The following is a 24,477-nucleotide window of genomic DNA, read 5'->3' as shown; positions in this document are numbered from 1 at the left end:
CTATGCAGAAGCAACAGCGGCCAAGAGACGACTGGCGATTGCCTCACCACTGAGCCAGGCGCCTTCGATGCGGGCGCCGTTGCACCAGTCGCCACAGGCACCAATTCCAAGCGCCGGGTCCCAGAGGCAGCCTTCCTCCAGCGGCGTCTCAACCAGCGAGTAGAGCCAGCTGTGCGACTGGCGCCAGTTGATCCTCGGCAGTGATCCGCCGGCCACCTCGACCAGGGCCGCAAAGGCCTCGAGCAGAGCGGCCTCGACCTGCTCGGGCGGATCATTCAGATGCTTGCGCGTCCATCCCGGCTCCGCATGCAAAACCCAACGCTCGCCGCCCCCTCCTTGCGTATCTTTACCCGCCCGTTCCCGTCCCGGCTTGCTGCTATCACGTGCAACCCAGCGCAATGGACCCTGATTGACGAAGATGCCATCGAAGCTGAGAGGCACCGGCGCATCAAAACCGAGCATGAGAGTCCAGCAAGGCGTGTAGTCGACACAGGCTGCCTGAGCCGCGAGCCGGGGGGCATCCGACAGTAGGTCGGCGCTTTGCGGCGCCGGAGCGCTGACCACCACCCGATCAAAGCGGCCGAGATCATGACCGGCATCGTCGCTGAGCTGCCAACCACCTCGGCACCAGCGTGGCGGGCTGACGCGAGTCTCCAGCTGCAGGTCAAGACCGGCCGCCAGCTCCCGACCGAGTGCGCTCATCCCTGGGACGCCAACCCAGCGTGTTGTTTCGCTGCCCGCGGGCACCAGTTCGGCACCGTCAAAGGCCCCGATGCGAGCGTCCCAGGGCGCGACGAGACCGCGCTCGGCCCAGGCTTGGACGCGGCGCAAGAAGCGTGGGTCCCGGGCCGTGAAATACTGGGCGCCATGATCGAAGCCGAGGCGCTGGCCGCTCGGATGCGCGGCCCTCCTCGTTGCGGCCCGACCACCACAGCCGCGAGATTTCTCGAACAGGCTGACCTGATGTTGCTGATCGGCCAAGACGCGCGCCGCTGCCAGCCCGGAGAGCCCGGCGCCAATGACCGCGATGCGAAGCGCCCGCCCGGTCGTCGGCGCTGTCACTCGGCGCCCGTAGCCGTCGAGATCGAGCCGCCTAGCATGCGTTGCGGTCGACCGCTCACGCAGGCGACCTGTCACCGCGCGTTCCGGTTGGAAGGGGCGATCGAACACACCCAAGGTCCAGAGCAGACCGCCATAAGAGTTTGGGTCGCAACCGTCTAGCGCATGCCGATGATTCAGGTCGATCAGGGTCGCCAATGCTTGCTCCGGCGAGCCCCGCCAGTGCGGGATCGCCTTGGCCCAGGTCATGCGCAGATTATTGTGTAGCTCGCCCTGCACCAGCAGCGAGGTCTGGGCGAGATCCCAGAGCCGGTCACCACTGCGCCCGCGCGCCAGACTCTCGAGATCGATCAGCTGCTCGCGCGGATCATCGGCGTGATCGGCCAAGGTCTGCCGCGCCCAGACGGGCAGCACGTCGAGCGATTCAGGATCGCGGCTGAACGCGCAGAGGTTATGCGCCAGCTCGCGCCAGATCAGCAGCTCATCGAGAAACTTTTCAGCGCCCTCACCGCCCGTCTCCCAAGCCTCGCGCGCGATCCGAAACGGCGCGACATGGCCATGATGCAGATAGGGCGAGAGCCGACTCACACCCAACGGCCAACGTTCGGCTGCATCATTGCGGCGGCGGTGATAGCTCGCCAGACCCTCGCGACGAAACGCCTCCCAACGCCGATAGCCGGCCTCGGAGCCACCCGGAGTATGAGCAATCGCCGGCAGGCTATGGTCGATCTCGCAGGCGGCGATGAGGCTGTTGAGGTCGGCCCCAGCGAGATCGACAGGCGTGAACGGCAATACGTCCTCAAAGGCTGCGGGGAGTCGTTCGATCTCGGGCCAGGGCTGCGGGACCCGCTCGGCGTAGGCCTGCTGATTGTGACGCCGAAACTCGAACGCGCGAGCGAACGCCTTCGGCTGCAGGCGCATCGGCAGGATGCAGCAGCTATCGACTGCCCAGATCGGCGCCTTGGTGCGCTTTGCCAGGCGCTCGGTCCAAGCAGGAAATGGCGGTGCTGGGAAATCCTCGGTCACCACCAGTGCAGCGCGCGCCGCCAGCTCAGGCAGTGGCGAGGGCGCGCTAGGGTCCGTCGGCAGATGGAAGACCGCACGTATACCACGCCCGGCCAGTTCCGCATGCGCGTCGCGCGCGCCCTCCAAGATGAAGGCATGGTGGCGATCGGCATTGAACCGATGTGCTCCCGCCAGACCCTGATACACCAAAAGGGGCAGACCAAGTCGATGAGCGCAGCTCAGCGCAACATCCAGCGCTGGGTTTGCGTGACCGCGCACCGCATGATGCATCCAGTAGAGCACCAGCTCGCCTTCGACCTGTGGCGCACGCGCCGCGACCGGCCAGACGCGTTCCCGCAAGTGCGCTGGCATCTGATCCGCAAGCGCGGCGCGTTCTCGGAAATCACAGTAAACACCGTGAGGTGCACCGACGACGGCTGCATGATCAGACGTAGTGAAACTATCGGAACGAACAATAGCCATGGCCACCGCGACGACTTGGCAAACGATCTGAGACCGAGGCCAGCCAAGAACGTTCCGGCACAAGCCGCTGTGCTAGGTTGCGCCGTCACACGGGCCTGTTCCGGTCCTGGACGCTACCCTCGCTCCTTAGGCGATTTCAGCCATGACACATACCGTCCGGCTCGTTCTCGCCCGCCTTCTTTTTCCCACCAACCCCGCATAGAACGACAATGCGAGGCTTGGCGCTTCGCGAAGGTTAGCGAGAATACGGCGCCATGCGGTACGTTTCATTACGGCAACCGCCTCTGGCCTGCCCATTAGTGTTTGCTGCAGAGTCTAACGCGGACATACAGGCTCCCTGGCCTTGATATTCCCGCATGATCCTGTTCTTTGGGACGACAAAGAATTTGCCGGTTTCGAAAGCTCGAGCAAGTTCGATTGCTACGTCTTAGCCGAGGGCCGGATCGACAGCCGAGCACCAGTCGGCCTGCGGACGCGTTGGTTCCTGTTCCGTGAGATTATGGTTGAGAAGAAGGTCAGGCTTAGGTCAGCCGAAGTGCGGACGGCGAAGATGCTCGGCTCTATGCATCCGGTCTCTAGCTTTCATGCTGCCTTCAGCTGTCATGCCTGTGAGGCTAGATGTTCCATCGGTTGGATGCATCAGTCAGGTTGAACGGCGACAATCGCAAGATATCCAGCACCCATGTCCGTCCACTATCGCCATAGCATGCCGTTCGGCACCGAGATTAGCGCCGGCGGCGGCACCAGCTTTCGGCTCTGGGCGCCCAGCGCGAAGCAGGTCGAGCTGCTCTGGAGCACCGACCCAAAACAGCCAGAGCGCTCAGCCAGGATGCAACGCACCGACGACGGTTGGCACGCTCTCGAGCTCGTGGAGGCGCGCACCGGTGACCGATACCGCTATCGGATCGACAACGGCCTTGCAGTACCCGATCCGGCGTCGCGCTTCCAGCCCGACGACGTCCACGGGCCGAGCCAGATCGTCGACCCGCTCGCCTTCGACTGGGGCGCGGCCGAGTCTGCCTGGCACGGCCGGCCTTGGCATGAGGCGGTGATCTATGAGCTGCACGTCGGCACCTTCAGCACCGGCGGTGACTATGCCAGCATTGAGTCGCGCTTCGATCATCTGCTCGAGCTTGGCGTCACCGCCATCGAGCTGATGCCGTTGGCGGACTTCCCGGGCCAGCGCAACTGGGGCTATGACGGCGCCCTGCTCTACGCACCTGATGCTTGCTATGGCCAACCCGATGAGCTGAAGCGGCTGATCCGCGCCGCCCATCAGCGCGGCCTGATGGTGCTGCTCGATGTGGTCTATAACCACTTCGGCCCCGAGGGCAACTATCTGCACTGCTATGCCCCTGCCTTCTTCCATCCAGACCGCCACACGCCTTGGGGCGCCGCGATCGATCTCGATGGCCCACAGGCGCATTGGGTGCGCGAATTCTTCATCCAGAACGCCCTCTACTGGCTCGAGGAATACCGCCTCGATGGCCTGCGGCTCGATGCCGTCGACCGCATCCTGGATACGAGCCAGCCTGACCTACTCGATGAGCTTGCCCAGCGCGTGCAGGCTGGCCCGGGTCGCATGCGGCAGATCCATCTGGTCCTGGAAAACGATCACAACGACGCCCGGCGTTATGAACGCACAACCAAGGGACAACCACACCACTTCACCGCCCAGTGGAACGATGACCTCCACCACGCGCTGCACCATCTGGTTACCGGCGAGACCGATGGCCCGTATCAGGATTTTATCTCGGACGCTCGCTCAAGCCCCGACTCCAGCTCCGGCTCAGCCCCAGACTCAGTCTTAGAGCCAAACGCTCGTTTCGAGGACAGGACCACGCAGCTCGTTGCCCGCGCACTCACCCAAGGTTTCGCCTATCAGGGCGAACCATCCGCGTTTCGCGATGGTCATCGCCGCGGCACACCGAGCTGGCATCTGCCACCGGCAGCGATGGTCAATTTCTTGCAGAACCATGATCAGGCCGGCAACCGCGCCTTCGGCGAGCGCCTGCATCAGTTGATCCCGACCGAAGCCCTAGACGCCGCCTTCGCCCTTATCCTGCTCGCGCCCTCCCCGCCATTGCTCTTCATGGGCGAGGAATTCGACGCCGACAGCCCATTCTTATTCTTCTGCGATTTCGGCCCCGAGCTCGCCGATGCGGTGCGCGAGGGTCGGCGCCGCGAGTTCGCCCGCAGTTCAGGATTCACCGACGCCGCCAGCCGCGCATCGATCCCGGACCCCAACGATCCCGGGACCTTCACCCGCTCGCGGCTCGATTGGCGCTGGCGCGACCATCCCGGCAAAGCGACAGGTATCGACAGGCGTTACCCTGACCTGTCGCAACAACGACGCTTCTCCCTCTGCCGCCGACTCCTCGCCCTGCGCCACGCCCAGATCGCACCGCTGATCCCGCTGATCGAACAGGGCGGCAAGGCCCTGGTCTTTGGTCGTGGCCGCCTTTCCGCGCACTGGAGCACGAACGATCACCGCCAGCTTCGACTGATCGCCAACCTCAATGGCGAGCCCGTCGAGCGGCCCAGCGAGATCGAGCTACCCTGCCGATCCGGCCTAATCCTCGACCATCGGCCAGGGACTGAGCCGACAACGGCCTCAGAAACCTCTGGGTCAACTGCTCGCGTACCGATTCGCGAGCGTCATCTCGCACCCTGGTCGGTCCAATGGTGGGTCAGCGTCACGGTCAGAAAATCCTGAACTTTACCGCGCGACCTCTGCCGGCATCTTGGTGATGGGCATGGGCGATGAGGCGATGCGGGTCATCAATCCCGAGGCACTTGCTAAGTAACGGTCCATTTTCTAACTCCCGATAATCGCCCTACAGCGGTGCTCAAATCGGGAAGAAGTTGATGGACAGTGTCTAAGCCGCATTGACGTTCGCGAACATCTCCAGCCGTTGCCGCTCATCGACACTAACCGGCTGCATCGCGGTATCGGTATAGGCCAGCGGATCGGGCTCCGCCATGACGCGTTCTAAGATGCGCCGATAGTGACGATGCATCTGATAGGCGCCAACATACTTGATCACAAAGTCCCACGCGAACTTCGGATAGAACAGCAGCGGATGCTCGATCGGCAAGCCCGGCCGGCGATCACGCCGCACCTTGCGCCGAATCAGCCCACCCTCGAGCGGATGCATGCGCTCATGGACGATCGGCGCATGAAAGGCGAACAGCTTGGCCAGCATGTTCTTTGGGTCATAGCCCCAGACCCGGCAGCGGCGCAGCACCGTCGCTACGTGCTCATCGCTGTAGTAGAGATCCCAGACCTCGCGATAGATCCCCTCCCAGTCGGCGCGCGACATCCGTGGATGGGCCATGGTCACATGCTGGGTGTCGTACTGGTTCATGTCCGGCTCCAGCTCGACGCCCTGCTGCACCAGCTGCTGATGATCCTTCGACCCCGGTAGGGGCGTCAGGATGAAGAACTCCATGATGTCGATCGGCAGCTCGCGCTGGATGATCTGGATATCGCGGCGGATGCTCTCGGGGGTATCGTCCGGGAAGCCGATGATGTAGCCGGCATAGGTGAGCACCCCGACCGCGTGCCAGGCCTGTAGCAAGGCGCGGTAATCGCCAATCTTGTTCTGCCCCTTTTGCGCGCCCTTCAGTGACGCCGGGTTGATGCTCTCCAGACCGATGAAGACGCGGTTGACCCCGGCTGCGGCCGCCTTCTCGATGAAGCCCTTGATCCGATGCGTCTGGGTATCGGCTTGGATCACCAGATGGATCTGCACGCCCGACTCGCGCAGCGCGATGATGCGATCGAAGATCGCCTCCCAGTTGCGGTTGCGGGCGAAATTGTCATCGGTGATGAAGAAATTGCGCGTGCCATCCGCGGCATTGGCGCGGATCAGCGCCTCGACATCATCGGCGCTGCGATGGCGCGACTTGCGCCCCTGGACGTTGATGATGGTGCAGAAGCTGCACAGGAACGGGCAGCCGCGGCCGGCATCGAAGCTCGCGCGCTGCCCCATGGTGCGCTTGATCCGCGCTGCCGGCAGATAGGGCGCCGGCGCACCGGTCAGATCCGGCAGATCGCTCAGATAATTGTAGATAGGCTCGAGCTGGCCAGCCGCAGCGTCCAATAGCAGCCGATCCAAACGCCCTTCCAGCTCACCGGCGAAAAGGCTGATACCTTCATCCAGGGCTGCCTGCAGCTCGCTCGGCCGGTGATCGAGCATCGACAGACAACCGCTGACATGAAAGCCGCCGATCACCACCGGCAAGCCGGCAGCCTTGAAACGTCGCGCCAAGTCGAGCGCGCGCGGATACTGATTCGATTGCACCCCGACCAGCCCGACTAGGGCACCACCGCCTCCGCTATCGCTTCCGTTATCGCCTCCGCCATCGCGATCGCTATCGCCGCCGCCATCGCCATCGTTTTCGCCTCGGCCATTGCGATCGATGCCGCGCCGTATTTTCCGGATCAAGCCTGCCGTATCAATCCGGGTGTTGGTCTCGTCGAGCACCGTCACCTCGATCTCGACATCCTCGCCGAGCACCCGGCGCTCGGCCGCGTCCAGCGCATTGCCATAGACCGCAGCCAGGCTGTTCGACGGGATCGACGAGCGCCACCACTGGATCACATAGCCATCGTCATCGTAGTGCGAAGGTTTGATCAGTAGTAGGTGGAAGGGTCGGCGGACGGGCGGACGTCTGAAGAACGAGGGGAACGCCATAAACCTGACCATTTAACTGAGGTGTAGGCTCTCTATCATACAGTGGGCCGTGATCTCAGCTCGAACCACACCACCCAGTACTTGGCCAAGCTCGAACAGCCCTCGAACCGTCCCTAAACGGCCGATGCGAGCAATGCAGTCAGCAGCGCCAGGCTCGCACGCGGCCGGCTCCAGAAGCCACAGATCCCTAAGAAGCCGTCTGAATCCCAATCGCTGCGGCAAAGTTCCGTGCTTGAGAGACGTCTAGGGCGGCCAACGCAGCATTTCCAGTAGCTTCTAAGCCCCAACTAGACAATGGGCCAAACAAGCACCACTCTATTGGAACAGAATCGAACCGGAGTCCGCAGAAAATGGGTGTTGCCGTCAAGCTCTACGAGCAGCTCGCCGAGGCGGTTGATGATCAAACGCGCATCCGGCTGCTGGCTGAGGCCATTGGCCAACTCGAACGGATCTGGCCGTCCGCCGATGAGATTCCGCAGCGTCATGACCTGCGTGAGATGGAACTCCGGCTGCAGAAGGAGATCGAGATCGTTCGCAAGGAGATCGAGATCGTCCGCGGTGAGAATAAGGATATGGAGCTGCGCCTGCAGAAGGAGATCGAGGGTGTGCGTAAGGAGATCAAAGATCTCGAGCTGCGCCTGCAGAAGGAGATCGAGATCGTTCGCAAGGAGATCAAGGATCTCGAGCTGCGCCTGAGCAAAGAGATCAAGCAGGTTGAGCTGCAGGTGCAGGAGGCCCGTATCGAGATCAAGGCGACCGAGGCCAGCCTGCGCATGGCGATCCACCGTCAGACGCTCTGGGTAGTCGGCGCGGTTGGGACCGTCGTGGGGTTGATTCGGGTGTTAGAGTGGCTACTGCCTTAGCGGCATCCGGATGGCAACCTGCTGCTACACTGCCGCCGGCCGCAATCTGAGCCCACGCGGCACCACCCAACGCTCACCCAGCTCAAACAGCCACTGAAAGGCCAAGGCCAGTAAGGCCGCCGGCACCGCGCCCTGCATGATCAGCGCCGTATCATCGAGCCGAATGCCGGTCAGGATCGGCTGGCCATAGCCGCCAGCCCCGATCAGCGCCGCCAGGGTAGCCGTGCCGACATTCAGCACCGCCGAGGTCTTGATGCCGGCCAGGATCGCGCGCGCCGCCAGCGGCAATTCGACCAGGCGCAGCCTCGCATTCGGCGTCAGCCCAATCACATCGGCCGACTCACGGATCGGTCGCGGGATGTCGCTCAGCCCAGCATGGGTATTGCGCACAATCGGCAGCAGACTATAGATGAACAACGCTGCAACACTCGGCAGCCAGCCGATGCCGAGCAGCGGAATCAGAAACACGAACAACGCCAGCGAGGGGACGGTCTGCAACACGCCGGTCAGCCCGAGCAATAGCTGGCCAAGGCGCGGACGGCGCGCGGCGACGATGCCGAGTGGCACCGCGACCAAGATCGCCGCCGTCAACGAGACGCTCACCAAGCCCAGATGCTCCAGTGTGCGCTCAAGCAACCGCTGCCAAAGCCCCTTGCGCTCGACCTCAACCTCGCGACCAAACCGATCGGCCAGCAGCTGCGCCGCCGCCTCCTGTTCGCTCGCGCCATCCAGCTTCACCATCCCATTCAACCCGGCCATCACTGGCTCGCTGATCGCGCCCTCGAAGCGCTGCAACAAGGCCACCGCATCAGGCAGGCGCTGCGCCAGATCGCTGCGATAGAGCAGCACCGCCTGATAGTCGTCGAAATAGCCGAGATCGTCGGCCAGCTGCACCAAGCCGTAGCGCTCGATCTCGGCATCGGTAGTGTAGACCACGGTGGCGTCGATGCGACCGCTGGCAATACCGCGATAGGCAAGATCATGGTCTAGCCCCTGCACTCGCGTCTGCGGCAAACGGTAGCGACGCTTCAGCCCCGGCCAACCATCACCGCGATCCAGAAACTCGTTGCTAAAGCCAAAGCGCAGCTCGGGATGCGCACGCAGATCGGAGATGCGCTCCAGCCCCAACCGCTCAGCGGTCTCCGCCGTCACCGCGAGCGCATAGGTATTCTCGAAACCAAGCGGCGCCGACAGCTCGACCCCGCGCGCTGCCAGCGCGGTGCGCAACGCATCCCATCCATCCAGCCTCTGATCGGCCAAGATCTCTCGCAGCAGCGTCCCCGAGTACTCGGGATAGACATCGATCTCGCCCGCCAGCAGCGCCCCCCAGAGGATACGGGTGCCACCCAAGGCGGACTGATGCTTGACCTCAAAGCCGGCATCGGCCAGCAGCAAGGTCAGCGCCTCACCCAAGATCACCGACTCGGTGAACTTCTTCGAGCCGACCGTCAGGGCGGCGCCGGCCGCCGAACTGAGTGAGGCCTCGACCGGCTGTTCGGCGAGTGGCTCGACCAACGCTTCGGCTAGCGTCGCGATCGGCACGACCAGTACCACGACCAAAAGCAGGAGTCGGGTCATCAAACACCTCTGAGGAAAGAGCCACCAACCAGAAACCATCCGCCGCCTCGTCCTGAGCAACTGTCTATTCACTGCTTCCCGATTTGAGGACTGGTATGCGGCGATGATCGGGAAGTCGACAATGGACAGCCACTCAGCCACTGCTCACTGAGACAACAGCGCCGGGGGCCGTAACGGCCCAAGCACGGCATCGACAGCCTCGAACGGCCGCGACACCCCGATGGGCAGGTACAGCATCCCAGTCGCATGGAACTGCTCGCAGCCATCATGCTTCAACATGACCGCGATGGGCTGAAACTGGCCATCCTCTGAGGTCGGCACAAAGGGCCTAGTCACGAGCGCGGTAAAGGGTGTAGGCCAGGAATCCGTGATCACCATCCAGGGCCACTGCAGGCTATAGGGCTCATTGTCACCAAAGGGAATGCAGGCGGTGTCACCGCGAGCGACGATGTCCTGCAGACCACGCACGCCCGTCCACCAAGCGGACGACTTTGCTAACAGCAGCATCAACAATGCCACGCCGAGCATGCGCATCGCGGTGGTTGGCAGACTGCCGCAGGCAGCGCTTAGCCCTGCTGCCTTCCGCACGCCTCGCTCTGCTTCCGCTTCCCGCTGTAGGCTTTGCCCTGCTTCCCGCTGCAGGCCAGGCTCTGCTTCCCGTTGCAGACCTTGCTCTGCCTCCAACGGCAAACTTTGCCCTGCTTCCCGCCGCAGGAGGCGCCCCTCCTCCCTCCAAAGCACAAGCCAGATCATCGCCGCCATGCCCAGCAAACCGACGCCTAGCGTCATGGCCGACTTGAGGACGATGCCCTCGCCCAGAAGATACTCAGCACTGACCCAAGCAGCGATGAGCAACACGAGCCACAACAACAACAGCAGCGCTCGAGACGCCCAGGATGGCAGCTGGCGGCGATGCCACACCCAAACGCAAAGCAGCATCACGCAAACCAGCATCGCGATCAGCAGATGCTGTGCAACCGTCTCACCAAACAGATAGCCCAGCGCACTCGCGGGGGCAAGCCGCCCGCGCTCGTAGTCGTTGAGGCCGAAGGCCGTCCAAGCGAGCCGCGCTAGCCCGTTAGCAACCAACCAAAGCCCGATTCGACGCCAAACAAGGCGCTCTTTGACGGCAACCCAAGCAACCCGGCCACCAGACGCCCACGACAGCAGCCAAGCCACCAGCCCCAGTCCGAAGCAGAAGATGAAGGCCAAGGGATGCAGGAGGAGCAACAGCGGCCCCCAGACGATGGCCAAGACCATCACCCAGCGACGCTGAGGCATGAGCAACATCGCCAGCAGCAGGGGCCAGGTCAGATAGAGCCCCGTCAGCAGCTCCGAGACACCGGAGAAGTTCAGCTGCATGGCCAGAAACGACGGCAACACCAGCAGCAGTAGCGCCGGCGCACGACGCCGTAGCAGAAGCCAGGAGCCCACCAAGGTCGCCAACGGAATTGCCATGTAGGCGGCCGAGAAGATCAAGCGGCCCCAGGCCAAATCCGCCCCCAGCGAGACAGCCATCACCGCGGGTAACTGCGGCAGCACGGCGGAAAACCGGAGGTTCGGCACCACCGCAACCTGCTCAGTCACAATCGTAAAGAAATAGAACGAGCCATCCTCAAACAACGGCAGGCCAACCGCGGCGGCGACCAAGTAGCCACAGACGGCAAGCGCGACAGCGAGATCACCCGCGCCGCGGAGTACGTCGCTGTCGTCGGGGGTCCAATCTTTCAATCGCGTTTGCAGACCCACTGATTAAGCTAGTCAGTCCGAACTGTACCGGATGCTCAACACCAGCGTGAGCGATGCCGCTTGACGATGGGCGCGGGGGCGTGACATCAGGCCGCTTGTCGCGGAACCACCTCGCGCTCGATGCGCGCCGCCGCGGCCATCTCCACGCGGCGCAAATCGAAGCCCGACTGCAGGTTCAGCCACGACTGCGCATCGCCGCCGAAGTAGCGCGCCAAGCGCAGCGCGGTATCCGGCGTGATCGCCCGGCGCTCCTTGACGATCTCATGCAGGCGCGTTGCCGGCACCCGCAGCGCGAGCGCGAGTGCGTTCACGCTCATCTCCAGGGGCTCCAGGAAATCCTCGCGCAACACCTCGCCCGGATGAACCGGACGCATGCCGTTGGTTGTGTTCATGGGGTTTCCTCCTCGGGTTTCCTCCTCAGTGATAATCCGCGATCTCGACATCGAATGCCGCTCCATCGCGCCACTTGAAGCACAGCCGCCATTGGTCGTTGATGCGAATGCTGTGCTCCCCGGCGCGATCGCCCTCGAGCTTCTCAAGCCGATGACCCGGTGGGCTACGCAAGAACTCAAGCGTGGTTGCCGCTTGTCACTGCGCCAGCTTGCGTTCCGCCACTCGCTGAAAGGCGCGGAATTGACGCGGCGACTGCCCGGCGAACAGAGCCTCGGTGTGCTTGCAGCGAAACGACTTGATCACCTGGAGAAAGATATTACGCTGCGCGTAATATTTCAAGCGGGAAAGCGGTTGACGGCCCGATCAAGATCGGCGAGATGAGTTTTGATCATCACTCAACCATGGCCCTCAAATCGGGAAGACGTTGATGGACAATTTCTTAGCTCCTGCGAGATCAACACCCGCTGCGGCTCGCGCTGGGCATTGACGAACTCGGCGACAAAAGGCTCGGCTGGCGATTGCAGCAAGGCTTGAGCCGAGCCCTGCTGGACGATGCGCCCAGCACGCAATAACACCAGCTGATCGCCGAAGAACACCGCCTCGGCCAGATCATGGGTCACCATCAGCACGGTCTTGTGCAGGCGCTGGAAGATCGCCGCCAGCTCGCGCTGTAGCTCGACCCGGATCATCGGGTCCAGGGCGCCGAGCGGCTCGTCAAGCAGGATCAGATCCGGGTCCAGCATCAGCGCGCGCATCAGCGCCGCACGTTGGCGCTGACCGCCGGACAGTTCGAGCGGGAAGCGGTCTAAGAGCGCCGCTGGCAACTGCACCAGCTCGGCCAGCTCAGCCAGTCGCTCGCGCCGCCGCGACGCCGGCCAGCCCAGCTCGCGCGCCATCAGCTCGACGTTAGCGCGCACGCTCAGATGCGGAAACAGCCCGCCTTCCTGGATCATGTAGCCCATGCGCAGACGCGCCGCGCGCAGGTTCTCGGGCCCGAGCGGCGCGCCCTCGAACCAGACCTCGCCGGTATCGGCGCGAATCAGCCCAGCGGCGAGCCGCAGCAAGGTCGATTTGCCGCAGCCGCTAGGGCCAATCAAGACCGTGGTGGCCGCCTCGGCGCAGTCGAGATTGATGCCGTCGAGCGCGAGCTGGCCGCCATAACCTTTGGAGACGCCGATATAGCTCAGCATTTAACGTTGCTCAGCATTCAGCCCTGGCCTTCAGCACCATCGCAGAAATAACCACTTGCCTGTCCATCCACGCAGCCTGTTATCGAATTCACGCTGATGAGCGTCAACGACAAACGACTCAAGATTCAGCGGTTTGGTTGATTGCCATCGTATGGCCATCGTATGGCCATCGCAGCAGTCACTGCTTGGTCGGCCTGGCGATCTTTCATGACTCAGAAGCCACCACCCGTTCGGAAGCCACCGCCGCCAAAGCCGCCACCAGTCCCAAATCCGCCACCGCCGAAGCCACCTCGTCCGGATGAGCCCCGAGTCGTACCTCCAGATGGGCGCCCGATTGATCCAGGATGAGAACGTCCGCCCCATGGCGAGCCGCGACGATAACCACCAGAGCCGAAATCCGGATCAGTGCGCGGCGGCCGATAGCGATACTGCTCCTCGAGCCCGCGCAACAGCCCTTGCCGATCGAGCAAGCCCTTGACGAAGTTGGCCAGCATCATTGCCACCAGCGCCTTGTCCTCGAATTGCGAGCCTGGGCGGTCCATCCGGCGCTTGCGCAGCTCATGCTGGACCTGCAGCAACTCCCGCAGCCGCTCTTGCTGCTTGCCGCGCGCGGCCTCGGTCTGCTCGCGCATGAACGCCAGCCGGCGCTCCTCGCGCTCGAGCTCGATCAGGGTCGCAACCAACTGGTCGTCCTCGCGCATCGGCGTGGCGCGGGCGGCGCGCTCAAGCTCGACCAGCTCGCTGGCGCCCAAGGCCTCCGCCAAGCGCTCGACCGCCGCCCGGCTCTGACCATCCTGGCCGGTGGCAAAGCACGCCCGCTGCTCGAGCAACGCCTCGAGACGCGCCTCCTCCTGATCAATCCGTTGGTCAATCGCATCAACCGCCTGCTGCTCGCGATCCCGCGCTTCCTCGAGGGCAGGGATGCCGTCGGCCGCGCGGGCGGCCTCGTCCAGGGCCGTCAGGGCCAGGATCTCGGCCTCGGCACGCTGCCGCATCTGCTCGGCATGGGTGCGCAAGCGTGGGGCAATCTCCAGCAGACGCTGGTAGGACAGGCGCGCATCGGGATAACCGATCAGCCGCGCGACCTTGCCATCCAGCCGGGCCGTCAAGCCCCGCCCGCGATAGGCGTCACCGCCATAGTCGCGTTGCCAGAGATACATGAACAGCGGATCGGCCTGGTAGGCACTGGTCTTGCTGGCCTGCTCCTGCTCGCGCTCGCTGGCCTTCTCGGCCGCGTACAGGGCGATGCGCTCGGCTTCTTGCGTCTGCTCCAATTGCGCCTGATAGTCGGCGTCGGCCGCCAGCCGCGTCTGGGTCGCCGCTTCGGCGCCATCCAAGGCATCGGCCGCCGACTGCAATCGCTCTAATTGCGCGCCGCGGGCCTGCTCCAGGGCATCGAGCCCGGCCTGCACATCGATGATCTCCTGCTCCAAGGCCGCGGACGCGGCATCGCGCTCATCGAGCAACCGCGCCGCCTCCGCTTCCGCTGCGTCTAGAGCGCCACTGGCATCGCGACCAAGCAGCTCGACGCGTATCCGCGCCAACGCCTTCAACTGCTCGGCGCGCTCGTGCAGCAAGGCCTGCTCCTGACTGCGCAGCTCGGCAAGGCGCGCGTCGAGCGCATCAAGCGCCTGCTGCTGGCCCTGAGCGGCCTGGCTGACCTCCGCCATCGCCTGTTGGCCGCTGATCATCGATACCCCCACTGCAGCTGTCCAAGGAACCGTTCGGATAGGTGGTCGTTACCGCTGCGCTTGCTCCAATCGACCTGCCTCCAAGGTCCCGGGGCCGATCGGTGCAGCCGCTGCGCTGGGTCCACTCGACCGGTGTCAATCTGCTTTCTGTGCTGATCTGGCATGGGACGCATGCTGCTACCACTCCGTAATCGCCGCACCGCTGGTCGGTACGCGGTAGTCCGGCTCCAGCGCGCCTGGCGCCTTACTGCCGAGGAGATCGTCCTGGATGATGCCATCGTCTTGTTTATCCGCCGCCACACGCTCGAAGGTCTGTTGATCGACCCGCAGCCCCCAGCGCTCGACCCGCTCGATCTTGCCGGTCTCTTCATTGCGCACCGGCACCGAAATCGGTCGCCCGCCGGCCCCGATCGCCTCGACGATCAGATAATAGTTGCGCGCATCGGGATTGGCCTCCGGGATGCGCCAGACACCACTGCGCACACCGGGCTGATTCACCACCCGCAGCTGATAGCCCACGGCCAGCTGATCGCGCAGCTGCTCAAGCTGGGCAAGCTGATCGCGAGCCTGCCCTGTCTTGCCCTCTCTGAGCGCTTGCTGGGCCGCCGCCAGGAGCTGATCGGCCTGTGCATCCAGCGTCTGCGATCGCGCCAGTTCGCGCACCTGCGCATGGCGTTCCTCAAGCTCACCCGGCAAGGCCTGGCGCGGCATGACGACCAGCAGGTACCAAGCCGCGAACAGGAGCAACAGCAGCGCCAGCCCGCCCAGCAGCCAACGGCCCCAGGTGCCACGGCTGACATAGATCCGCGCCAAACTGACGGCAAAGGAGGGCGCCGGCGGCTGATAGACGAAGCGATCCTCGCGCAACGCCCGCACGCCTTCTTCCAGCACCGCCTCGCTGACCTCGATGCCTTGGGCCTGATACACGCGCTGCAGCCGCACCTTCAAGGCCGCCTCGCGCTGGCCGCTGTCGAGCTCCTGTTCGACCAAACGCTGCTGGCGGCGCAGGGTGTCGACCACGTCCATCGCCAGCATGATGTCATCGAGCGGAGCAGCAGCGGTTGCCGCCCGCACCCCGCTGGGCTCTGGGTTTCGCCGCTGTCTATCGGGTTGTTCTTGGCTGTGGTCGGGCATCCCGTTCGCGTCCTGATCCGGTGACGAACAATGAATGAATACTTCGCCTCGATCATGGTTCCATCCGCCGCCGCCGGCGGATGCGTCATCAGGCCAGCTTGGCCGATCAGACTCCCTGCTGTAAACCCTGATCAAGCAAGCTTCACCAGCGACTCGAGTCGAGCGCTATCAGGTCCAACAGCAGGCCGCAATCGGCTGCCTTCGGATGTGCTTGCGGCTGCTGAACGCTCAACCCTAGGCCGCCGCCAAGCCATGCCCCAGCTCGGTCAGCCGCGCCATGCGCCGCTTGCCATCCTCGACCGCATCGCGGATCTCCTCGGCGTTGCGGGTCGCGGCGATGCGCATCTCCTCGATGATCTCGCGCGAGTGGGTCTGATAGTTGACCACCGAGTCGACCAGCTTCTTCACCGATTCAGCCCGGATCGTCGGCCCATAGCCGGCCTTGATCGCCTCCTCTTGAACCTTGCCGCCGATATCCGCGAGCACTTCAAGAGACTGGCTGATCCCATCCTTCATCGCATTGACCGTCTCAGTGGTCTCGGCGAGGCCGAACATGCCCGTGAACGAGGCACTGAGGGCGGTCAGCACGGTCTCGTTGGTGGTGAAGAAGCTGATCGCCTGCTGATAGAGTCGCTCCTTGGCGTTGGTGGTCTGCAGCAGCCGCGCCATCACCACCTCGGAGGTGTTGTAGGAGACGGCCAGGTTGTCGGACAGGTCCTTGGCAATCTGATACCGCTTGTCGACATTCTGCAGCGCCCGCACCTGCTCATCGCGCGCCATCTCCAGCCGGGCGCGCGCCGCCGCATCCTCGCCACTGAAGGCCTCGACCTGCTGCATCGCCTGGTCGACTGCGGCACGCGCCGCCTCCAGCTCGGCTTCCGCCTTCTTCAGCACCTCCAGTGCCAGCACCTCGGATGATTTGAGCGCGCCGCGGAAATCCTGATAGGCCTCCAGGATGCGCTGCTCGCGCTGGATCTGATCGTTGGTGGTTTCCGTGACCTCCAGGTAGCTGGCCTTAATCTTATCGAAACGCTTCGGGATGTCTCCGCGCGTCACCCGCATCCACACATTGGCCGCGCGCTCAAAGGTATCGAGCTGACCATCCTCGAGCTGATCGACCATCACCTTGGCATCGTGACGGATGCTGTTGAAGGCGTTGGTGATCTCCTCGAAGCGGTTACCAACCTCCATCGCCTGCACCTGCTGACGGACCACGGTGTTGAAGGTCGAGGCCTGGGCCAGCGTGCGGGCAATGGCGGTCACCCGCTCCTCATCGAGCATGGCGATGGCTTCCAGCAACGGGATCATCGGATCATCCTCGCTGCGCTGCTTGCTGGGCAGTAGGCCCATCTCATGCAGGGTATTCATCGCTTTATCCAACTGCTGCATCGGGGCTGCGGTGGTGCTCATGGCGGGTCCTCTTAACGCACGTGCTGTCGAAAGGGTGTCTTAGAAAATCAACAGGGAGTCATCAGGGGGCCCAGTCGCCCCAGGCAAACAAGCCGTAAGGTCTGCCGGTCAGCTTAGCACCGGTTAGCTTGCGCCGATCAGCCTGCCACCCGTTAGCCCGCGACAGTAACGCCAAGCTCTGACGTCGACAAGCAAGGGTCGACGATCAAGATCGACATCAAGCTCGACGATCAAAAGAGTTGCGCCAGCGCCCTTCAGCCAACACCGATAACCTGGCACACTTGCCGACGCCGCAAGCACTGGCCAGCGATCGCCAGTCGCGCTAGCGGCGAACGTGCCATCGCACCGATCGCCATTCACCCTGATGGCTGGCTGATAGCGGGCTGATTGCTGGCTGATAGCTGGCTGATAGCCGGATTTGACGAACCACAGAACGCAAGCATTCTAGCGGTCTGGCCTGCCGCAGCCGGCGATCAGAGAGAACGGCCACAAAATACGACTGGGGAAACCGAGAAACGATCATGTCCGACAGCGTCAAGTACCTGCTCGACGAAGAGCACCTGCCCAAGTTCTGGTACAACATCAATGCCGACCTACCGGAGCCGATGGCGCCCGTGCTCCACCCCGGCACCAAAACGCCGATCACGCCCGATGACCTGGCGCCGATCTTCCCGCGCGCCGTGATCGAGCAGGAGATGAGCACCGAGCGTGAGGTCGAGATCCCCAAGCCGGTCCGTGACGTCTACCGGCAATGGCGCCCATCACCCTTGTTCCGCGCCCGCCGACTCGAAAAGGCGCTGGATACCCCGGCCCGGATCTACTACAAATACGAGGGCGTCAGCCCCGCCGGCTCGCACAAGCCGAACACCGCGATCGCACAGGCCTTCTACAACAAGATCGAAGGCGTGAAGCGCATCACCACCGAGACCGGCGCCGGTCAATGGGGCTCGTCACTGGCACTGGCCGGCACCTTCTTCGATCTCGAGATCGTCGTCTTCATGGTCAAGGTCAGCTTCAACCATAAGCCGTACCGCCGCGCCTACATGGAGACCCTCGGCGCCGAATGCATCGCTAGCCCGAGCGACCGTACCGAGTCCGGGCGTGCCATCCTCGCCGAGCATCCAGACAGCACCGGCAGTCTCGGCATCGCCATCAGCGAGGCCGTCGAGCTGGCGGTCCAACGCGACGACACCCGCTATGCGCTGGGCAGCGTGCTCAACCATGTGCTGCTGCATCAAACCGTCACCGGACTCGAGTCGATCGAGCAGATGCAGATGGCCGATGATTATCCCGATATGGTCATCGGCTGCACCGGCGGCGGTAGCAACTTCGCCGGTATCGCCTTCCCCTTCCTGCACCAGGCGATGCGCGACGACCTGAAGACCGAGTTCATCGCCGTCGAGCCATCGGCCTGCCCGACTCTGACCAAGGGCGCCTTCGCCTACGACTTCGGCGACACCGCGCATCTGACCCCATTGGTCAAGATGTACACGCTCGGCTCGACCTTCGTGCCACCCGGCTTCCATGCCGGCGGGCTGCGCTACCATGGCATGGCGCCACAGATCAGCCATCTGGCCAAGCTCGGCTTGATCAAGCCGCGCTCCTACAACCAGCTCGAGTGCTTCGACGCGGGCATCCGTTTCGCCAAGGCCGAGGGCATCTTGCCGGCCCCGGAGGCCAACCACGCCGTGCGCGCCGCCATCCACGAGGCCGAGAAGTGCCGCGAGTCCGGCGAGTCAAAGGCGATCCTGTTCAACCTCTGCGGCCATGGACACTTCGACATGCAAGCCTATATGGACTACAAAGACGGCAAGCTCGATGATCTGAGCTATGACGAAGGCGAAATGGCAATGGCCCTAGCGGGATTACCCGGCGGCTGTTAGTCGCGACGGTCCGCTGCGCCCCGACGCCACCCATGGCGTAAGCGGACCTGATCGCAATCTGCCGGTTGAAACCTTTCCCTTCAGGGGCATAATGCCGCACGGGAGAGGTCTAACCTCTTCCGTGCCCTAACGCCCGGCTTGATCGGGCGTGGATCGAAACGACTAGAACGATTGAAACCGCCGCGGAGATTGCAATGCCGACCCCCTCTGCAAGCCAGCGATCGAGTCACCCATGGTTAGCGCGGCGGTGCATTGCTAGCCGCTGGTTGGCGCTGAGCGCGAGCGGACTCCTGCTCGGCGCGGCCATGGTGCTGGCGGACGATGTGCTAGCGGACGAAGAGACCAGAGCAACCACTTCCGCCGCTGACACAGCAGCGCAAGCGAGTTCCGATGACGCTAGGCAGCAGGCTGAACTCGAGCAGGTGCAGGAAGCCGCCGAGCAAACCCAAGCGCAGGTCGCTTCACTGCAGTCGCAGCTCACGGCCGTCGAAGCCGAAAAGGCGCGGCTGAGCTTGCAGCTCGACCTGCTGAACCGCAAGCAGGCGGACCTTGAAGCCCAAGCCCGCGAGCTAGAGCGCGTTCAGCAGCAGCTTCGCCACAGCCAGACCGCCGCCGAACGCGCCGAGGTCGAAGCCGCAGCGCTCCGAACGGAGATCCAGCAACTCCGGCAACAGCGCGAACTCGAGGCGCAGAAACACACAGCACAACTCACCGCGGCGGAGCTGCGACTGCGAGAGCATAAGGACCGGCTCGGGGGCACAGACGCCCGCATTCAGGGTCTCGAGCAGCGACTCGCTCAACGCGAGGCGCAAATCGCACGCTTAGAAGCCGCGGATACACGACGCACTGAAGCAAAGCAGCAGCTCGAAGAGCGCATCGCCGAGCTACGCGCCCGCCTGCCTGCGCCGGAAGGTGGCACGCTGACGACCGCCCAGGCCGAGGCCCAAGCAAGGCGAGACGCCGAGGTTCTCGCGCGCCTCATCCGCGAAGGCCAAGGCGTGCAAAACCCACAACTTTGGCAGCAGATTCAAGAAACGGAAAACGCCCTGCATCGCAGTCAATACCTGCTTGCCCGTGCCGAAGGTAGCCGCACCGTCTATCGGGTACGTCCAGGCGACTCGCTCGCTCGTATCAGCGCCATGTTCTATGGTGATGATGAGGCCTGGTCGCGCATCTTCGAGGCGAATCGTCACCTGCTCGATGATCCAGATCCCGTCCCACCGGGTCTGACCTTGGTGATTCCCTGAACCCGCCATGCTGACCGACTCCATCGGATCGGCCAATGCTGCTTCTTTGGCACCAAAGCCACAGGACTGAGGCAGGGACGCCTCAGCGAGGCTCGCCCACGAGATCAGCCTCAATGTCGTCCTCATAGAGATGGACTCGAGCGCGACCGCCTCGCTTAGCGGCATAAAGCGCAACATCAGCCGCCCGCGATAGCTCCTCGAACGCACTGCCATGCTCGGGATACAGACTGATGCCGATCGATAAACTGACCGTCAGCAATTCCCCTTCCAGCTCGACCGGCCGAGCCATGGATGCCAACAGTTTTTGACCAACGGCATAGGCCGACGCTCGATTCGTTTGCGGCAGCAGCACGACGAACTCATCACCGCCGAAGCGCGATACCGTATCGGCCTTGCGCACAACCGAGCGGAAACGGCGCGCGACCTCCCTGAGTAGTCGATCACCGGCCGCGTGTCCGAGTCGGTCGTTGATCTCTTTGAACCGATCCAGGTCGCAGAACAGCAGCGCGAGAGACTGCTGCTGCTCGGTCATTTGCGCCAAGGCGATCGTGGCTCGCTGCCCCAGCAAGGTGCGGTTGGGCAGATCCGTCAGTGGATCATGATGTGCCAAGTGGTGAACCCGCGCCTCGGCTTCGCGACGCAGGGTAATATCGGCGAGGACAACCGCAAAGAATCCGGGCATCGGGCAATAGGCGTAGACATCCAAGACCTTGCCCTGCGCTGCCAGCTCGGTCTCGAAATGGACCGGATGTCCGGTGCGCGCCGCCTCCGCGCAGCGCTCGAGATAGACCCCACAGACCATTGGCGACACCTGGCCATAGCAACGGCCGATGAGCGCATCGCGAGCAACCCCAGCCAGCCGCTCAAAGGCGTGGTTGACATCGACGAAGCAGTATTCATCAGCCCCGCTGCTGGCACGCTGACGGACCTCATGCACGACGAAGCCCTCTTGCATCGCCGTAAACAGGCTTCGATAGCGCGCTTCGCTCCGGCTCAGGCCCTCCAACGCCTGAGCCCGCGCCATGGCCATGGCGCAGAGCCCGAGCATCTGCAGCGCCAGATTCTGATACTCCAGCCGATACCGCGGCAGCGCGAACCCCTCAAGCACGAAGATACCCAGCACCTCCGCGCCATGCTGCAGCCTGAGCATGAAACCGTCACCGGATGCGGTATCCGCACTCATCGCCTCGCCCCGCGCAAACATCCGTGCCTCAGTGAGCACAGCGTCCGCGAGCGACAGCTGCTCGCCGAGACTCACCGGCGACACAACAGAACCGCTGTCGGCATCCACTGGCACATAGCAGAGCCGGCTCGGCGCAAACAACGCCCGGAAGATGTCGAGCATGCGGCGAATCACATCCGCTTGATCCGTCGCACTCGAGAGTTCGCCCAGCAGGTCCATCGCCATCGCCGCCTCTGCCGCTTGGCGTTGGGCTTCGGACACGCGTTCCGTGGCCTGCATCCGCGCCTGCCGCAGCGCCGCTTGGGTACCGATCTGGGTCAGCTGCAGTCGCAGATACCCTAAGCCGACTGGCTTGCGGGCGTAAGGCCGATCGACATGAGCCGCAAAGGCCTCGAGTTCGGCCAGCAAAGTCGGAGGCGTCGAATCAGCCGCGTGAGTCGACTGCTGAGCTGCCTCTGTATCGAGCAACACCAGGCAGCGCACGCTATCCGCGAACAACGCACGCGCCATCGCCGGCTCGGCCAGGCCGAGCGCCTGCAGGTGCTTGCGCCAATTCGCCAACCATCCCGGGCTGCAGAGGTAACTGCCAGCACGCAGTTGGTCATCCACCAGGTCGGGATCAGCGAGCAGATGGAAGCATTGGCTGAGCGGGTAAACCGCGGCCGGCCGCTGAGCCGCGGCGCGATCACAACGCCCGCCCGGCACGCACAACCGCGCCGTACAGACACCGCCCACCCAGATCACCGGCTCAGCCGCCGGCACGCCCTCCATCAGGCGCGCCACCTCATCCTCTTGTAAGGGCGGAGCGCCGCAGCGGGCTGGAAACGGATGCAAGCGCAGATGGCCCAGCCGGGCAACACCCTCGATGGCAGCCTCGGCCTCACGGATAAACTGCCTACAGATAAAGAGATGAACAGGCGTCTCGGACTCACCGCCGATGTCTCGGTTCCATGGATGCAGCGCCGAGCTGGCCATGTCTTAAGGAACGTCGGTCCGCGCGGCAGAGCGGGCGGCAGAGACAGCCAGAGGGCCAGCATCGCCATCGGTGTTGGCAGCGCCAGCGGTATCAGCAGCGGCATCGGTATCAGCAGCGCCCGCGGTATCAGCAGCGCTAGCGGTTTCAGCAGCGGTATCAGATTCAGGAACGCCAGCACGAAGCGCCTCCGCCCGAGCCGCCTCATCGCACCAGTCGAGCGGATAACGTCCCCAGCGCTCGTTGGCCTCGGCAATCGCCAGCAGCACCTCCTCGGGAACCTGCCAGGGGATCTCGCCATGATTATCAGCGAGCGCGAAGCCGCCGCCGGGCGCCGCCGCGGCCAGCGCCGCCTTCACCTGCTGCTCAGCCTGCTCCGCACTCCAGTGGCGCATCTCGATGCCATTGAGGTGACCAAAGAGCGCGATCCGACCACGGCTGGCCTGTTTCAACTGCCCCAGATCCTCATGACAACTGACGCCCAACAGCGCCGCCCCAGTTGAGGCAAGATGATCGATGATCGGCAGCCCCTCGCCGGAGGCCAGATGCAGCGCAACCGGCGCCTTGATCTGCTGGATGACCCGTTGCGCAATCGGATGGCCGGTTTCCAAGAACAGCTCCGGCGGCACCATGCTCGATGAGGAGAGCGGGTCGAAGTAACAGATGGCATGGGCGCCGGCGGCCACCTGCGCATTCGCCCAAGCCACGCAGAAGGCCTCGTTCAACCGCATCAACCGGTCAAACAGATCGCGCCGATCATGCATGAGATCCAGGTAGGCCTCGAAGCCGAGCTGCATCACCGGCAGCGAGAAGGGCGCGATCGCGACACCGATGATCGGCACCTCGCCGCCGGTTTCAGCGGCCAGCAGGCGGGTGGTCTCGAGCACCCGACGCAGGCCTGGCGCGTCTTCGATACGCGGCGGACTGAGTCGCTGAATGGCCTCGAGATCCGAGATCAACGGCGCCCCCGCATTCGGCGGCCCGTCATCGCGGAAGATCGACTCGCCGCCCCAGGCCTCGGTCTCGATGGACGCATAGTAGAAGGTATAGAGGCAGTCATGGCGGTAGCGCTGGCGCATCCGTAACTGCCCCTGGGCGACCAGCGCCGGGTCGCTGAAATAGGTATCGATGGGGACCCCAAGCTCGCGCGCACCATGCAGCGTTGGCAGCAACAGCAGCGGCACCCGATCCGGCTCCTGATGCCCAACCGCGGTCAGCACGCGCTGCATCGAGGTCATCGCCGGCCTTGTTTGGCTCATCGCGCACCTCGCTGTAACTGCTCGACGAGACCGACGACCTCACCCGCATTGAGTCCAACCGCATGCGCGCCAACCTCGCGCCAGAGTCGATCATCAAACCGATAGGGCGCACCGCCCACCACCACGCGGGTGCTGGGTGCCTCATCACCGAGACGCCGCATCAGCGCCTCAACCCGCAATGCCGCAGGCAACATCAGCGTCGAGACCAGCAAAATATCGATCTCATCGAAACAGACCTTCTCGACCAGGTCATCAACGGTTTGGCGGCCATAATCACGGACTGAATGCCCAGAGCTCCGCATCACGGTGCGCACGATTTGCTTACCCAACAGGTGATAATCCTCGAGCACGACGATGGCCAGCCGAGGCGAGTCAGCCGCCGGTGTGAGATCAGACGACGACGGTCGGGTCGGGTCGCCAAGCAGCTGGTCCAGTAACTCCTCGCAGATACGCCCACTCATATAGACCTGAGACAAGGCGCAGCCGCCGCGATCCCAGAGATCGCCCACCTGCTCCAGCGCCGGCCGCACCAGATCCTCGACGACCTTGAGCGGAGCCATGGTCGCAGTCGCCGCCTGCAACAGTTGCAGGGCACGGATTCGGTTCAGCGTCAGCAGCGCGTCGCGCAACGCTGCGGCTTGGATCGACATCGCTGATTTTCCTGTATGCTCGAAAGA

Annotated in this window: 16 protein-coding genes and 1 pseudogene; 4 read left to right on the top strand and 13 right to left on the bottom strand. The window is 63.7% G+C overall.

Features of this window, described 5'->3' with window-relative positions; all coding sequences use genetic code 11:
* On the bottom strand, positions 1-2,436 hold the full coding sequence (locus CCR96_RS08450; protein WP_201219694.1) for an FAD-dependent oxidoreductase: 2,436 nt from the start codon (positions 2,434-2,436) through the stop codon (positions 1-3).
* A 793-nt stretch (positions 2,437-3,229) separates the two neighbouring features.
* Here CCR96_RS08450 and CCR96_RS08445 point away from each other — a divergent pair.
* On the top strand, positions 3,230-5,263 hold the full coding sequence (locus CCR96_RS08445; protein WP_242518751.1) for a malto-oligosyltrehalose trehalohydrolase: 2,034 nt from the start codon (positions 3,230-3,232) through the stop codon (positions 5,261-5,263).
* Positions 5,264-5,426: 163 nt separating this feature from the next.
* Here CCR96_RS08445 and CCR96_RS08440 read toward each other — a convergent pair whose 3' ends face one another.
* The gene (locus tag CCR96_RS08440; RefSeq protein WP_201219693.1) at positions 5,427-7,247 is read right to left on the bottom strand and encodes a B12-binding domain-containing radical SAM protein; all 1,821 of its coding nucleotides are present in this window, start codon (positions 7,245-7,247) and stop codon (positions 5,427-5,429) included.
* 350 nt (positions 7,248-7,597) lie between these two features.
* Here CCR96_RS08440 and CCR96_RS08435 point away from each other — a divergent pair, with 350 nt between their 5' ends.
* Entirely contained in the window at positions 7,598-8,110 is a 513-nt protein-coding gene (locus CCR96_RS08435) for a DUF1640 domain-containing protein (RefSeq protein WP_201219692.1), read from the top strand.
* A gap of 24 nt (positions 8,111-8,134) precedes the next feature.
* On the opposite strand, the gene CCR96_RS08430 is transcribed toward CCR96_RS08435, so the two are convergent.
* The 8 genes and pseudogenes from CCR96_RS08430 to CCR96_RS08395 form a co-directional block, all read right to left on the bottom strand.
* Positions 8,135-9,688 (bottom strand): ABC transporter permease/substrate-binding protein, encoded by a 1,554-nt coding sequence (locus CCR96_RS08430; protein ID WP_201219691.1) that lies wholly within the window; start codon positions 9,686-9,688, stop codon positions 8,135-8,137.
* Between the two features lie 144 nt (positions 9,689-9,832).
* Positions 9,833-11,419, bottom strand: a complete 1,587-nt coding sequence (locus CCR96_RS08425) for a hypothetical protein (protein ID WP_201219690.1) — start codon at positions 11,417-11,419, stop codon at positions 9,833-9,835.
* Positions 11,420-11,523: 104 nt separating this feature from the next.
* The gene (locus CCR96_RS08420; RefSeq protein WP_201219689.1) at positions 11,524-11,829 is read right to left on the bottom strand and encodes a HigA family addiction module antitoxin; all 306 of its coding nucleotides are present in this window, start codon (positions 11,827-11,829) and stop codon (positions 11,524-11,526) included.
* 25 nt (positions 11,830-11,854) lie between these two features.
* Positions 11,855-12,133, bottom strand: a pseudogene (locus CCR96_RS08415) (type II toxin-antitoxin system RelE/ParE family toxin).
* Between the two features lie 92 nt (positions 12,134-12,225).
* Complete coding sequence (locus CCR96_RS08410) at positions 12,226-13,020, bottom strand: ATP-binding cassette domain-containing protein (RefSeq protein ID WP_201219688.1); 795 nt, start codon at positions 13,018-13,020, stop codon at positions 12,226-12,228.
* Between the two features lie 212 nt (positions 13,021-13,232).
* Positions 13,233-14,711: a coiled-coil domain-containing protein gene (locus tag CCR96_RS08405; protein ID WP_201219687.1), complete on the bottom strand. Its 1,479-nt coding sequence runs from the start codon at positions 14,709-14,711 to the stop codon at positions 13,233-13,235.
* A 177-nt stretch (positions 14,712-14,888) separates the two neighbouring features.
* Positions 14,889-15,845, bottom strand: a complete 957-nt coding sequence (locus CCR96_RS08400) for a DUF6384 family protein (protein ID WP_242518750.1) — start codon at positions 15,843-15,845, stop codon at positions 14,889-14,891.
* Between the two features lie 234 nt (positions 15,846-16,079).
* A complete protein-coding gene (locus CCR96_RS08395; RefSeq protein ID WP_201219686.1) occupies positions 16,080-17,255 on the bottom strand; it encodes a cell surface protein in 1,176 nt (391 codons plus the stop codon).
* A 521-nt stretch (positions 17,256-17,776) separates the two neighbouring features.
* Here CCR96_RS08395 and CCR96_RS08390 point away from each other — a divergent pair.
* Together CCR96_RS08390 and CCR96_RS08385 are read left to right on the top strand one after the other, a co-directional pair.
* Entirely contained in the window at positions 17,777-19,138 is a 1,362-nt protein-coding gene (locus CCR96_RS08390; RefSeq protein ID WP_201219685.1) for a TrpB-like pyridoxal phosphate-dependent enzyme, read from the top strand.
* A 266-nt stretch (positions 19,139-19,404) separates the two neighbouring features.
* Entirely contained in the window at positions 19,405-20,385 is a 981-nt protein-coding gene (locus CCR96_RS08385; RefSeq protein ID WP_201219684.1) for a LysM peptidoglycan-binding domain-containing protein, read from the top strand.
* A gap of 82 nt (positions 20,386-20,467) precedes the next feature.
* Here the strand turns inward: CCR96_RS08385 and CCR96_RS08380 are convergent, their stop codons facing one another.
* From CCR96_RS08380 to CCR96_RS08370, 3 genes are read right to left on the bottom strand one after another with little or no spacing between them, the layout of a single operon-like run.
* Entirely contained in the window at positions 20,468-22,543 is a 2,076-nt protein-coding gene (locus tag CCR96_RS08380) for a diguanylate cyclase domain-containing protein (RefSeq protein WP_201219683.1), read from the bottom strand.
* A 3-nt stretch (positions 22,544-22,546) separates the two neighbouring features.
* Positions 22,547-23,800, bottom strand: coding sequence for a uroporphyrinogen decarboxylase family protein (locus CCR96_RS08375; RefSeq protein ID WP_201219682.1), 1,254 nt, complete (start codon positions 23,798-23,800; stop codon positions 22,547-22,549).
* The gene (locus CCR96_RS08370) at positions 23,797-24,450 is read right to left on the bottom strand and encodes a cobalamin B12-binding domain-containing protein (protein WP_242518749.1); all 654 of its coding nucleotides are present in this window, start codon (positions 24,448-24,450) and stop codon (positions 23,797-23,799) included. The genes CCR96_RS08375 and CCR96_RS08370 overlap by 4 nt, the downstream gene beginning before the upstream one ends.
* Positions 24,451-24,477: the final 27 nt, after the last annotated feature.

The sequence above is a fragment of the Halochromatium roseum genome (assembly GCF_016653315.1).
GTDB classification, from domain to species: Bacteria; Pseudomonadota; Gammaproteobacteria; order Chromatiales; family Chromatiaceae; genus Lamprobacter; species Lamprobacter roseus.
This window is presented reverse-complemented; position numbering and strand designations above follow the sequence as displayed.

Excerpts from the sequence above, each read along its gene's own strand:
- CCR96_RS08450 (WP_201219694.1), bottom strand. The coding sequence starts at position 2,436 with ATGCCAGCGCACTTGCGGGAACGCGTCTGGCCGGTCGCGGCGCGTGCG.
- CCR96_RS08445 (WP_242518751.1), top strand. The coding sequence starts at position 3,230 with ATGTCCGTCCACTATCGCCATAGCATGCCGTTCGGCACCGAGATTAGC.
- CCR96_RS08440 (WP_201219693.1), bottom strand. The coding sequence starts at position 7,247 with ATGGCGTTCCCCTCGTTCTTCAGACGTCCGCCCGTCCGCCGACCCTTC.
- CCR96_RS08435 (WP_201219692.1), top strand. The coding sequence starts at position 7,598 with ATGGGTGTTGCCGTCAAGCTCTACGAGCAGCTCGCCGAGGCGGTTGAT.
- CCR96_RS08430 (WP_201219691.1), bottom strand. The coding sequence starts at position 9,688 with ATGACCCGACTCCTGCTTTTGGTCGTGGTACTGGTCGTGCCGATCGCG.
- CCR96_RS08420 (WP_201219689.1), bottom strand. The coding sequence starts at position 11,829 with ATGAACACAACCAACGGCATGCGTCCGGTTCATCCGGGCGAGGTGTTG.
- CCR96_RS08410 (WP_201219688.1), bottom strand. The coding sequence starts at position 13,020 with ATGCTGAGCTATATCGGCGTCTCCAAAGGTTATGGCGGCCAGCTCGCG.
- CCR96_RS08405 (WP_201219687.1), bottom strand. The coding sequence starts at position 14,711 with ATGATCAGCGGCCAACAGGCGATGGCGGAGGTCAGCCAGGCCGCTCAG.
- CCR96_RS08400 (WP_242518750.1), bottom strand. The coding sequence starts at position 15,845 with ATGCCCGACCACAGCCAAGAACAACCCGATAGACAGCGGCGAAACCCA.
- CCR96_RS08395 (WP_201219686.1), bottom strand. The coding sequence starts at position 17,255 with ATGAGCACCACCGCAGCCCCGATGCAGCAGTTGGATAAAGCGATGAAT.
- CCR96_RS08390 (WP_201219685.1), top strand. The coding sequence starts at position 17,777 with ATGTCCGACAGCGTCAAGTACCTGCTCGACGAAGAGCACCTGCCCAAG.
- CCR96_RS08380 (WP_201219683.1), bottom strand. The coding sequence starts at position 22,543 with ATGGCCAGCTCGGCGCTGCATCCATGGAACCGAGACATCGGCGGTGAG.
- CCR96_RS08375 (WP_201219682.1), bottom strand. The coding sequence starts at position 23,800 with ATGAGCCAAACAAGGCCGGCGATGACCTCGATGCAGCGCGTGCTGACC.
- CCR96_RS08370 (WP_242518749.1), bottom strand. The coding sequence starts at position 24,450 with ATGTCGATCCAAGCCGCAGCGTTGCGCGACGCGCTGCTGACGCTGAAC.